The following is a 13,017-nucleotide window of genomic DNA, read 5'->3' on the forward strand; positions in this document are numbered from 1 at the left end:
AATTTAAATAGAACTTTCACAGTTTATATGCTGATTTTGGAATTTAGATGCCAAAGGCATCACCCTTCAATAAAGTATTTTTATTTGTGAAAGTTCTATTTATTCTCCAGCAGCTTTTATTCCTAAAACTTCTAACTCCTTCTCATTTAAGCCAACTCCTCTTAACCTATCTCTGTTTCCTCTTAAGCTTTCAATTGAGTTAATTCCAGCAGCTCCTAAGAGTTCTTTAATTTCATGTGTCCATGCCTTGATTAAGTTAGCTACTCTTCTTGCTCCAACTTCTGGGTCTAATCTCTTAACCAACTCTGGCCTTTGTGTTGCTATTCCCCAAGCACACAATCCAGTATAACATCTTCCACAAACTCTACAGCCAAGAGCAACCATTGCAGCAGTTCCAATATAGACAGCATCTGCTCCTAAAGCTATAGCCTTAAATACATCTGCTGAACATCTGATTCCTCCACTTGCTATGATGCTAATTTCATTTCTCAAACCTTCCTCTCTCAATCTTTGATCTACTGCGGCAATAGCCATTTCTATTGGGATTCCAACATGGTCTCTGAATACCTTTGGTGCTGCCCCTGTCCCTCCTTTATATCCATCTATAACAACTGCGTCAGCATCACTTGTTGCTATTCCAACAGCAATAGCTGGAGCATTATGGACAGCTGCAATTTTAACAAACACTGGCTTTTTCCATCTTGTTGCTTCTTTCAAACTTCTAACTAATTGAGCTAAATCCTCAATTGAGTAAATGTCATGGTGAGGAGCTGGTGAGATAGCATCACTTCCCTCAGGAATCATTCTTGTTGCTGAAATTTCTGCTGTAACCTTCTCTCCAGGTAAGTGCCCTCCAATTCCAGGCTTAGCTCCCTGCCCTATTTTAATCTCTATTGCAGAACCTTTCATAAGATACTCTTCATTAACTCCAAATCTTCCACTTGCAACTTGGGTAATTATGTGGTCTGCATAAGGGTAGAGAGCTTTTGGCAATCCTCCTTCACCAGTTCCCATGAATGTTCCACATTCTTTAACTGCCTTAGCAAATGATAGGTGAGCGTTTAAAGACAAAGCTCCATAAGACATATGGGCAATCATTATTGGGGTATCTAACTTTAAGTTTGGAGCTATTTTTGTTTTTAACTTAGCTTTTTTAATCTTCTTGCCATCAATCTCTTCTTCAACAAATTCAAACTCTAACTGCTTTGGTTTTTTACCAATGTAAGTTCTTAATTCCATTGGCTCTCTCAATGGGTCGATGGATGGGTTTGTAACTTGGCATGCATCTAAAACAATCTTATCAAAATAGATTGGGTGTTCTTTGGCATTACCCATCCCACTCAATAAAATACAGCCGGTTTTTGCTTGATTGTAAATATCAACCCTTGCATCTACATCCCATAATGGGTGGCTTCTCCAAGATATTGCATTTTCTTTAATTGTTATTGCATCCCTTGGACACATTACAACACATCTATGGCAAGCTCCACATCTGTTTGAGTAGCTAATAATTCTATCTCCTTCCCTCCTATAAACTCCCCAGGAACACTCTATTGTACATCTCTCACATAGCATACATCTGTTTGGGTCAACCTCTACTTTATACTTTGGTGGCACATAGCTGGGAATCATGATTTCACTTCCTCATGTTTTTATTTTTAATCTTTTAATCTTTGTTTATTTCCAAGGTCTTGCTATAACAGGCATTCCAGCGTCAGGCATCCAAACTCTATCTAAGTCAGGGCAGATTCTTCTTATAGCAGATTCTTCACTTGAAATAAATATCATATCATCCTTTTCAGCTGCAATTAATGGTCTTAACTTAATTCTATCTGTTAAACCAAACATTGTTGTGTCTTTCTCAATATCTCCATTCATAAAGATTAAACCTTGAGGAGTTCCAACTGCTATTGCGAAAGGACCATTTAGCATAGCTCCTCCATAAGCCAATCTTATTGCTGTATGTAACTCTCTCTCTTCCTCTGGCATCTTATCTATTTCATCCCAAAATCTTGGTGCTAAAGCAGATAAGGCATACTCAACAGGGATTTTGTGTTTTCTCATCAATAAATCTAATATATAGGCAACAACTTCAGTATCGGTTAATAATCTACACTTATAACCAAACATTTCAACAAATCTTTTGTTTGTTCCATAGCTTGTTATCTCTCCATTATGCACTACACTCCAATTTAATAAATTGAATGGGTGAGCTCCTCCCCACCATGCTCTTGTGTTTGTTGGATATCTTGCATGTGCTAACCACATATAACCTTCATATTTATCTATTCTATAGAATTTAGCAACCTCATCAGGCCATCCTACTGCCTTAAAAACACCTAAATCCTTACCACTTGAAATGACAAAAGCTCCATCTATTTTGTCATTAATCTCCATAACTATATCTACGACAACATCTTCCTCTCTATCAGCAAATTTTTCATCAACTTCATAAAAGTATCTCCAAGGAATTTGTGTTTTTTCTATAATGCCATCTTCTGTTGGTATTTCCTCATCTTTAACTATTGTCCCATACTGCTCTAAGACATTCTCAACCTCTACCTTTATTTTCTCAAACTTTGGTGTGTTGTCAATTAAAATGTGGAATGCATAGCAATCTTTATACTTTGTTGGATATATTCCATAACCTACATAACCAGAACCCTTCCCATTACCTCTCTCTTTTAGACTATCTAACGCTAACGCTATCTTATCCCCTTTTATCATTCTTTTTTTTCTACTCATAAAACCGATAATACCACACATGAACAACCCTCCGTAGAGATATAAAAGAGATAGTTTTTTGGGTTTTCTAAATATTGGTTGAAGTTATATTTAAATAATTATGGTCTGAGACTTATGATTTGGAATATTACAATATATAAAATAATTTAATTTTAAAATAGAATAACTAAAATAAAATATTTAAACTAAAATTAAAAATTAAATCTCTGGTGTTGGAGGTAAAGTTCTCTTATGCTCATTCTTTTTAATTAAATCAAACACATAGTTAATAGTTTCCAATGGAATGTTTGTCTCTTTATGAATCTCCTCTGGAGTTTTGCCCTTCTCATAAAGCTTTAATATCGTATCTAAAGTTTCATACTTAATGTCAAGCTCCTCTTCATCTGTCTGTCCTTCCCAAAGCCCTGCTGATGGTGGTTTTTCAATAATTTCCTTTGGAACACCAATATATTTAGCAAGTTTTTTAACCTCTGTTTTAAATAAATTGCCTATTGGTCTTATATCACAAGCAATGTCTCCATGTTTTGTTCCATATCCAACATAAATCTCAGATTTATTGGAAGTTCCAGCAACTAATAAATTATATTTATTTGCAAAGTAATAGAGGATGCACATCCTAATCCTTGCCTTTAAATTTCCATCCGCTATCTTATCAAACTCTCTCGTTGGGACATAACCTCCAGCACCAAATGCCTTTAAGATATCTGTTATATCTGAGATAATATACTTTATTCCTAAATTCTCAGCAACCATCTTTGCATGTTCAACATCTTTTGGATTTGTATTCTTCTCTGGCATTATTAAGCCGAGAACTTTATCTTTTCCAAGTGCCTTAACACATAAATAAGCTGTAACAGAAGAATCAATACCCCCACTTAATCCAACAACAACTCCATTGGCATTGGCTTCTTCAACCTTCTCCCTGATAAATTTTGTAATCTTATTAACTATCTCTTCCATACTCTCACCCCATAACATTAGGAAATATGATTCCTATTATATAAACAATTCTATAAATTAAATTCGTTCAATCTTTACAGCACACACCTTAAGCTCTGGAATTTTACACAACTCATCTAACGCAGTATTGGTTAATACGTTAGGATTTGCCTCAACGAAGTGGAATGGCATAAATACAACTCCTTTTTTAATGTCTTCAGTTATTCTTGCTTTGGCAGTTATCTCTCCTCTCCTTGAAATCACCTTAACTAAATCACCATTCTCAATTTTTAATGATTTGGCATCATCTGGATTTATTTCAATAAATGGTTCATTAATCTCTTCAACTAAATTTTTGCATCGTCTTGTCATGGTTCCAGTATGGTAGTGGAATATTATTCTTCCAGTTGTTAGAATGAAAGGATAATCTTTATCTGGTAGTTCTGCAACTTCTCTATACTCAACTGGGAATATCTTTCCTCTACCGTTATCTGTTAAAAACTTATCTTTATGTAAGATTTTTGTTCCTGAATGATTTTCATCTAAACAAGGCCAATGAATGCCATCAATTTTTAATCTTTTGTAGGTTATGCCTCTATATTGAGGCGTAACTTTTCTAATCTCGTTAAATATATCCTCTACCTTATTGTAGTTAAATTTATCTCCATAACCAAGTTTTTCAGCTAATTTTTTGATTATTATCCAATCCTCTAAAGCCTCTCCAGGTGGATTTACAGCTTTTCTTATTAATTGAACTCTCCTTTCAGTGTTTGTAAAAGTTCCATCCTTCTCTGCCCAACATGCAGCTGGAAGAACAACATCTGCCAATTTTGCAGTTTCAGTTAAGAATATATCTTGAACTACTAAAAAATCTAAGCTTTTTAATGCCTTTTCAACATGCTTAACATCCGGGTCTGATACTATTGGATTTTCTCCCATTATGTATAGGAATTTAATATTTTTTCCAGATTCATCTATCATCTCTGGTATTGTTAAACCAGAATTTGGATTCAAGTCAGTTTTCCAATACTCTTCAAATAATTTATAGCCATCTTCAACCTTTTGATACCCAGGAAATACATTTGGCAAAGCTCCCATATCACAAGCTCCTTGAACGTTATTCTGCCCCCTTAATGGATTAACCCCAGTTCCTTCTTTACCAATATTTCCGGTTATCATGGCTAAATTACACAATGCCTTGACAGCATCAACACCGTGTGTAAATTGTGTTACTCCCATGCAGTATATGATAGATGCCCTTTCAGCATTTCCATAAATTTTAGCACTCTCAATTATCAGTTCTTTATCAACTCCGCATATTTTTGATGCATATTCTGGTGTATATTTTTTAATAATTTCTTTTAATTTCTCAAAGCCTTCTGTTCTATTTTTTATGAATTCTTTATCTATCAAATTTTCTTTTATAATTACATTAATCATGGCGTTTATTAAGGCAACATTAGTTCCAGGAATTATTTGTAGATATATATCAGAGTTTTTTGCAGTTATTGTTCTTCTTGGGTCTATAACTATTATTTTTGCTCCTTTATCTTTGGCTCTCATTATTCTTCTTGCGATTAATGGGTGTTGTTCAAAGGTGTTTGAGCCAATTATCAATATACAATCTGCTAATTCAATATCCTCTATGCTGTTTGTCATAGCACCGGACCCGAAGCATGCACTCATTCCAGTAACAGTTGCTGAATGTCACAACCTTGCACAATGGTCAATATTGTTTGTCTTTAAAGCAACCCTTGCAAATTTTTGTAAAATGTAGTTATCTTCGTTAGTGCATCTTGCAGATGAAAAAAAGCCAATCTCATCCTTATAGGTCTTTAAATTTTCTGCAATTACTTCTAAAGCTTTATTCCATGTAGTTTCAACAAAACCACTTTCTTTTTTTATCAATGGTTTTGTTAATCTATCCTTACTGTGTATAAACTGATAGCAATAATTTCCTTTAGCACATAACTTTCCTTCATTTATTGGATGTCTTTTGTTAGGATGAATACCTATGACTCTGCCATCTTTAACTACCAACCCCAAACCACAACCTACTCCACAATAAGGGCAGATAGTATTTACAATCTTAAATTCCATGGTTTCACCTAATTCTTTTAAATTTTTATTTTTGTGCATGCTTCGGGTCTTTTTTCGCCACCTGCTCCCTTGTATTATTTATATTGGGTTCGCAGGGTGGCGGGTGCTATATCAGTTTAAAAACTGTAAATTTTTATCCTATTTTTTAATTTTTATGTTTATAAATTTCTAAACATATTTAAATTAATTGATTATAGAAAAGTTTTTATAGAACTTCATAGACATAAAAAAGTGAGAACTTTAATTAGTAAAAAATGAATATAAATTAGCAATATTAGAACAAAATATGATAGGGGAAAATAATGGATGTAGGAATAATACTTGGAATTCTCTCAGCCATGGGTTTTTTAGTATTTTTAGGGATTGGAGGCCATATTCTTATAGGATATGAAATAATAAGAAAGATTAGCAAAGCCTATGAAAAAGGGGAAGATGTGAAAGAACTTGAAAATAAAATAATAAATAAAAGTCATTTAACAAATACCTTAGAGAAAATAACAACATTCACACTAACTTCTATATTTCTCTTTGAGATGGAAAAATACAGGTATGTAATTGATGTTGGATATTCAATTTTGTTCTTAGTAACTTTAACGTTATATTTGGTGCCAAATCTTAGCCTGCTTGTATGGGTTACATTCTTTGGAGCAACAGTTTTTATGATAATGTTGTGGATTCTTAGATTTAGAGCAATAAAAGAATTCAATAAAGCATTTATTGAAGAACTTACAACACAATAAAAATAAATACAAAAATAATAATAAATAGTGATGAGGTGATATCGTGTTCCTAAAAAAGAGACACTTGGAAATATTAAAAAAGATGAAAGAGACAGAAATGCAGAACGAGATAGAAAAAGCTCTACCAGAAGAGTTTAAAACAAGAGCTTTAGAGCTGTTTATATTAGGATTTGCTGAATTAAAAGGAGATAAGATAATATTCACTGAAGCTGGTAAAAAATTGATGGAGATTGTTGATAAAATTGATTTAGAAAAGATTCCAGATATATTTGTAGATTCTGAGATTATTAAAATTATGGAATTGTTGGAGGAAACTGGAAATGTTCCAGAGGACTGGATGTTAATGTTAAAAGAGAGATTCTTAGCAGATGAAAATGGTTTAACAGAGATTGGAAAAGAGATTTTAAAGATATATAGAGAGACACATCCAGTTGTTTATCTAACTCCTGAATTATTGGCATTTATAAAAGATATGCCAAAGATTGGAGTTTATGATGAGCTAATAACTTACAAAAACACTAAAGAATATGGAGATAACATAATTAATGCACTCCAAGCTATGAGATTGCTTTTAATTTCACCAAAAACAGAAAGTGGAAAGGCATTTTCTACAACAAAGGCATTGAACTATGTTTTAAAAGTAGCTTCATTAGTTCCAAACTTAAGTAGGGCTTTAATATTGAGAAAAGAGGACTTTGAAATTTTGGAGAGAGGAGAAACTACTGAAGAGATGACAGAAAGCGGTTTCTATGCTGAAGGAAAAGTTACTGAATTAGGACAAGCAATGATGGACACTTATAAAGAGATGGGTAAGGTTGAGGAGAAAACCCTCCCAATCTATGTCTTAGAGGATGAGATTAAGGTTTTAAAGGCAATTGAAGAAATAAAGGAAAAGTATGAAACAAACCCTGAAATTATACCAACTTACGATGAAATTAAAAAGAGAACAAATATTGATGACTTAGGGGCTGTATTACACACCTTAGAATCAAAAGAGTTAATAAAGAGAGAAGTTGTTAAAAATAAAGACACATATTGGATGACAGAGTTTGGAGAGAAGGTTAAAGATTTAGGAGAGGTATCAACAGATGGAATGAAAGCTATAACCTATCCAGAAAGTGGAGATGTGCCAATTGCTGAATGGGTAATTAAAGGTAAAGAAGAAGGAACTGTAAAAAGAGGAATAACAGAAAAAGGAAAATACTTAATAAAATTATCAAAAACAATTAAAAGAAAGCCATACTTAACAAAATATGATATCTCAACTCTAATTAAGATTCCAAGAAAGAGATATATCCACAGAGATGAATTAGTTAAGTTAATCCAAGGTCATGTTGGTGGAGATGAGAAAGAAATCATTAAATCTTTAGGTGAGGCAGAATCCAAAGGATTCATTAAAGAGTTGCAAAACAAGATGATTAAATTAACAGAATTAGGGGAAGAGGTTAAAACAGCTATAGAAATGGCGAAAATCCAAGAATTGTTGGCAACAAAGTTTGCTGTAACTCCAACAACATTCAACATATTAAAAACCATCTATGACCATAAAGAAGAGTTTGATAAAGTTTGGAAAGAGAAGAGTGAGGGTAAAGAACATAAAGAAAATGAAATTGTATTGTTAGCTAAGTATCTATCTTTAACCCCAGAGGAGATTAAAAAGAACTTGGTTATATTAAAGAATGTTGGATTCATAGGGAAGAAGGGATTAACAGACGCTGGAGTTAAATTGGTAGAAGCTTATCTAAACTTCTACCAATAACCAATAAGTATTTATACCATTTCTAAATCATATTTTTAGTAGATGCAGTTAAATAGAAACTTATTATTCTTAATTTTTTATTTAAAAAACTCCAGACTAAACTAAATAAGTAATAATATTAAACAATAAAATAACACTATATTTGTATATACCCATAATTCAAATTAAAAATTAACATAGAGGAGGGGGTAGTAATGAACGTAACATTCGATGGAATATACAACGAAATTATTGAAAATATGCATCACTTTGCATCTGAAGAGAAGGATTTTTCTAAATTGACACAATATAAGGACTTAATTAGTAAGACAATAGACGAAGTGGTTGAAGAGGTATTTAATGATATCTTCTCATATGAAAAAACAAAGACATTATTTGATGAGAGTAAAAGAAAGGAACTTGAGGAAGATTTTAAAAATTGGATAAAGGGTTTATTTGAAATATCCAATGATAGTGATTTAAATGAATTTTATAAAGAAATTGTAAAAAGAGGAATTAAATACGTAGAGAAAGATTTCCTACCAGAGTATTTAACTGCAATAATTATTAAAATTGAAGACAGATTGAAAAATAAATTAAAAGAGGAATTAAAAGAAGATGCCCAGGAGATTGTTGATATTTTAGACGATTTATTGAAGAGGGTTATATTGTTAAATGTTGCTGCATACATGAACTTTGAGAGCAAGGTTTTAGATTATATTGGGATAAACCAAAACCTAAAAAAGAATGCCGTTAAATTGGGAATAAAAAAGATGGGATTATAACTTTTTCTTTTTCTTTTTAACAAGATTTTCCAAATATTTTAAGTTTTCTTCAGTTCCAAATGCATATATTACATCACCAGGTTTTAGAATAAACTCTGGATAAGGATTTATACAAAACTCCTTTTCTCTTCGAATACCTAAGATTGTAGCCCCAGTTTTTCCTCTAATATTCGCATCTTTTAAACTTTTATATGCTAATTCAGAATCTTTTTCAATGACAAACTTTCTCAACTCAATATCTTCCTCATATTCATCTTTAGCTATCTTAATAAATGTGCTCAAAAAGTCCAAAATCCCTGGTCTAACAGAGACCTCAGCCATTCTTAATCCGCCAATTAAATACGGAGACACTACTCTATTAGCCCCAGCTATTTTTAATTTTCTTATGGCTTCCTTCTCATCTGCTTTAGCAGTAATTAAAATGTTTGGATTTAATTCTCTTGCTGTTAAGGTTAAAAACACATTATCTGCATCAGAAGGAAGAGTAGCAATTAATCCCTTTGCCTTATCAATTTTTGCTTTTTTCAATACTTCCTCCTTTTTAGCATCCCCCACAATGTATAAAAACTTATCTGGGTATTTTTCATACTCTTCCTTTAGGACATCTTCATTAATATCTATAGCAATAAATGGGATATTCTCTTCAATAAACTTCTCCCCCACAACCTTCCCTAATCTTCCATATCCACAGATAATATAATGGTCTTTTAAAGTTTTAATCTTATTTTTCATCTTTTTCAACCTCACAAACTCTTCAAACTTCCCCTCAACAATGAACTCCGCTATTAAGCTGAAGAGATACATCACTATTCCCACACCAACACATAGGTAAACTACAGTTAATGTCCTCCCCAAAAATGTTTTTGGAGTAAAATCTCCATAACCTGTGGTTGTTATTGTAATAACACTGAAATATAGAGCTGTGAAATAATCAACCCCCTCAATTATGCTTATTAAATAGGCATAAGTTAAAATTAATGTTATTGAGAGAACTGCAACAATAACTAACTTCTTTGACGTCTCCATGGTTTCACATGATAATCTTTTAATTATTAATTTTTGGTTTTAAGGATTAAAAAAGATGGTTCTACTACTCCTTAGCCAAATACTTTTTATCAAACTTAAAAGCCCAAATATAGAACATAATAGTAATAGCAAAAATAAATACTGCTAATCCAATAAAGCCGATGTAAAAGTTGTTTATCTCCATAACTACCAGCCCCCCTATTTTGCCATATTTTATAGATAACAACTAATAGGATATAACCTTTTTGCTGTATTTACAAAACCTAATGGTTGTTAGTTGGATAAAAAGCTTCATGATGTTCTACAACTGGATGAAATCGCTAACTTGACAACTCCATTTCATAAAAATACTTGCAATTAAAAAAAACAACAACTGGGATAAAAAACACTAAAGCAACTGTTATTGGAGAGGCAATATTATGCTCATCCACATATTCGATAATTTTTAAAAGTTCAAGAAATATGGCTATTGCAGACATATTTCCCATGAATTTCTTTTCATAATTTGATAATGGGACTCTTTTAAGGAATAAGAATCTTAATAATAAATATATCAATATAATAAATATCCAGACTGATGCAATTGGATGAATTATCTCAATCAAAAAACTAAAATTTTTCATAATCAACCAATTTATGAGAAAGGCAAGAATCACACTTAAAATACTAAAAATCATTTTTAGTCTATTCTCTTTAAATCTTGGAAAATAATCCATCAATTTTAATCCAGTAAGCTTTATGAATATCAAATAAAATCCAAAAGCAAACACTACTCCCAAAAATAATAAAATTAAGATAAAATTAAGATAAATGACTCCATCCTCTCCCTTAAAATTTTATCTAAGCTTCAATACCTTATCTGGATATACAATTATTCCCTCATTGGTTATGTCAAATGGATGCCTCTTTAATGAATGGCTTGTTCCCCTCATCTTCCATACGATTAAACTCCTCTTCAACTCTCCATCAATTTCATCCAAATCTAATCTTATAATCCCATCAACTGCATGCTCAACTCCTGGTCCTCCAAATCCTCTTTCTCCAACGGATATTTGAGAAGTGAAGATAGCAGTACATCCTAAACCAGAGATGACTCTTTTTAATAAAAAGACAGTTCTTCTTGCCAGCATTGGCTTGTTTATGTATAGGGTAGTGACTGAATCAATTCCTATCCTCTTAGCTCCAATATCATTTATAGCAGTTTTTAAAACGTCTATTAACTCTCTCTCATCATTTGGGTCATTTACAACGTATTTTTCTCTTTTTGCAGCACTTCCTATTCCGTATGTAAAGGCATCGATTATAGCAAATTTTCCCTCTTCCTCTAACTTTCTAATATCCCATCCAAACTGTCTCATATTCTCTCTAATTTGAACAGGATGTTCCTCCAAAGCTACTAAAATACTTGGTTCATTGTAATCAACAACCCCCTTGTATAAAAATTGCTGACAGAATATGGATTTTCCAGTTCCAGGCCCTCCAGATAATAGAACAACATTCCTTTCAGGTATTCCACCGTGTAAGATTTCATCCATCCCAGGAATTCCAGTTTTTACTCTTTTCATGTTTTCACCTTTAGTAGTTATTGTTTTTAATTATTTTTAATTATTAATTAAGTAAGGAAGCTAATCTCTCTCACTAAATGACTTCATTTCCAATTTCTTTTCAGGGATGTCATCTAAGAACATTAATGAACCCTGTACCTCTACAGCACATATCTTTGATGGGTCAATAATGGTAAATGACTTATTATCCATATTCCAAATTATTATTGGGTCTTTTTTTCCAGTCCATAGGTATTTTAATATGCCATTTTTTAAGTGTGTAACTGCGTCAAAATCATATTCACCTTCTATTGCATTACCTTCGAAATAGATTTTTACATACAATTTGTCTATTTTCCTTCTTGGCATACTCCCCCACATAATTAAATTTGATTTTATCTAACAAAATAATAATTTATTAATTAGCCATATTTATAAATATCCTATTCAATATTGCTACGGTGATACACTTTAACATGTGAGAATATGAGAGCTTATCCCATCAAAACAAGATACATAAAAAGGGGAGAAAATTTTATCCCAATTGTTGTTGAAGCAATAAAAAATAGTGGAATTAAATTAGAGGATGGAGATTTTGTAGTATTAAGTGAAAAGATGGTTTCAACTGCTGAGGGAAATTTTATTGATGAGAGTAAATTTAAACCAGGAGTTTTAGCTTATCTCTGCTATTATTGGTCTAAATATCTTTGGGGCTATGTGCTTGGAAAGTTATTGAAAGTTAAAGAAGATAAAATAAAAAATTTGAGAAGAATGCCAAAGGAAGAGACTTTAAAGCATAAACAGACAATTATAGAAATAGTTGGATTAAGATATGCCTTAAAACCTTATGCTGAAGGAGGAGTTGATTTAACAAACGTCCCTGGGACTTATGCCTGTCCTCTCCCAAAAAATCCAAAAAAATGGGCTGAGGAGTTATATAAAGAGATAAAAAAAGAATTAGGTGTTGATGTTGTTGTTATGGTTGCCGATACTGATGCTACTTATAGAGTTTTGAATTTCTATTTTACCGCTCTTCCCTATGCAATTGATGGAATAATAAGTGGTATTGGAGTTTTTGGTTTCATTCTTGGAAGGTTGGCAGATGTTTTAAAGATTGGTGGATTTGCTGGATGCACACCATTAGCAATAGCTGGAAATGAGGTATATAAAAAGTATTCTATTGGTGAGCTTACAAGGATAGCTTTTATTTGTGATAGAGTGCATAAAACAATAAAAAACATTAATGAAGTTTTAGAAAAATACAACACCTATGTTATAACTGAAGAGATTTTGGAAAAATTGGAGCATACTCCAGTAGTAGTTGTTAAAATTAAGGAAGAGTATAAACCAGAATCTCAAAGATAATTTTTAAAATAATTATTATTGCTGTTTTAAGCATT

The 13,017-nt window shown here is 32.2% G+C and carries 12 protein-coding genes; 4 read left to right on the plus strand and 8 right to left on the minus strand.

The window, feature by feature from the left end; genetic code table 11:
* Positions 1–99: 99 nt before the first annotated feature.
* From MJ_RS07220 to fdhF, 4 genes are all read right to left on the minus strand, one after another.
* Positions 100–1,632 (minus strand): glutamate synthase-related protein, encoded by a 1,533-nt coding sequence (locus MJ_RS07220; RefSeq protein WP_010870869.1) that lies wholly within the window; start codon positions 1,630–1,632, stop codon positions 100–102.
* Between the two features lie 45 nt (positions 1,633–1,677).
* The gene (locus MJ_RS07225; protein WP_064496805.1) at positions 1,678–2,766 is read right to left on the minus strand and encodes a class II glutamine amidotransferase; all 1,089 of its coding nucleotides are present in this window, start codon (positions 2,764–2,766) and stop codon (positions 1,678–1,680) included.
* Between the two features lie 177 nt (positions 2,767–2,943).
* Complete coding sequence (nadE, locus tag MJ_RS07230; RefSeq protein ID WP_064496806.1) at positions 2,944–3,705, minus strand: NAD(+) synthase; 762 nt, start codon at positions 3,703–3,705, stop codon at positions 2,944–2,946.
* Between the two features lie 57 nt (positions 3,706–3,762).
* On the minus strand, positions 3,763–5,784 hold the full coding sequence (gene fdhF / locus MJ_RS07235) for a formate dehydrogenase subunit alpha (protein WP_083774551.1): 2,022 nt from the start codon (positions 5,782–5,784) through the stop codon (positions 3,763–3,765).
* Between the two features lie 302 nt (positions 5,785–6,086).
* Between fdhF and MJ_RS07245 the strand changes: the two genes are divergently transcribed.
* From MJ_RS07245 to MJ_RS07255, 3 genes are all read left to right on the plus strand, one after another.
* A complete protein-coding gene (locus tag MJ_RS07245) occupies positions 6,087–6,524 on the plus strand; it encodes a hypothetical protein (protein ID WP_010870871.1) in 438 nt (145 codons plus the stop codon).
* Positions 6,525–6,567: 43 nt separating this feature from the next.
* Positions 6,568–8,283 (plus strand): DUF505 domain-containing protein, encoded by a 1,716-nt coding sequence (locus MJ_RS07250; protein WP_010870872.1) that lies wholly within the window; start codon positions 6,568–6,570, stop codon positions 8,281–8,283.
* A gap of 194 nt (positions 8,284–8,477) precedes the next feature.
* Positions 8,478–9,047, plus strand: coding sequence for a protoglobin domain-containing protein (locus MJ_RS07255; protein ID WP_010870873.1), 570 nt, complete (start codon positions 8,478–8,480; stop codon positions 9,045–9,047).
* Here the strand turns inward: MJ_RS07255 and MJ_RS07260 are convergent.
* The 4 genes from MJ_RS07260 to MJ_RS07275 form a co-directional block, all read right to left on the minus strand.
* A complete protein-coding gene (locus MJ_RS07260) occupies positions 9,042–10,073 on the minus strand; it encodes a potassium channel family protein (protein WP_010870874.1) in 1,032 nt (343 codons plus the stop codon). The two genes, MJ_RS07255 and MJ_RS07260, sit on opposite strands and share 6 nt — an antisense overlap.
* Before the next feature lie 320 nt (positions 10,074–10,393).
* Positions 10,394–10,696 carry a hypothetical protein gene (locus MJ_RS07265; RefSeq protein WP_244409400.1) on the minus strand — a complete coding sequence of 101 codons (303 nt, stop codon included), beginning with the start codon at positions 10,694–10,696 and terminating at the stop codon, positions 10,394–10,396.
* A 213-nt stretch (positions 10,697–10,909) separates the two neighbouring features.
* Positions 10,910–11,638, minus strand: a complete 729-nt coding sequence (locus tag MJ_RS07270; protein WP_010870876.1) for a KaiC domain-containing protein — start codon at positions 11,636–11,638, stop codon at positions 10,910–10,912.
* Between the two features lie 60 nt (positions 11,639–11,698).
* Positions 11,699–11,986: a hypothetical protein gene (locus tag MJ_RS07275; RefSeq protein ID WP_064496809.1), complete on the minus strand. Its 288-nt coding sequence runs from the start codon at positions 11,984–11,986 to the stop codon at positions 11,699–11,701.
* A 117-nt stretch (positions 11,987–12,103) separates the two neighbouring features.
* On the opposite strand from MJ_RS07275, the gene MJ_RS07280 reads away from it, so the two are divergent.
* On the plus strand, positions 12,104–12,982 hold the full coding sequence (locus tag MJ_RS07280; RefSeq protein WP_010870878.1) for a coenzyme F420-0:L-glutamate ligase: 879 nt from the start codon (positions 12,104–12,106) through the stop codon (positions 12,980–12,982).
* Positions 12,983–13,017: the final 35 nt, after the last annotated feature.

Source organism: Methanocaldococcus jannaschii DSM 2661 (assembly GCF_000091665.1).
GTDB classification, from domain to species: Archaea; AGJL01; Methanococci; order Methanococcales; family Methanocaldococcaceae; genus Methanocaldococcus; species Methanocaldococcus jannaschii.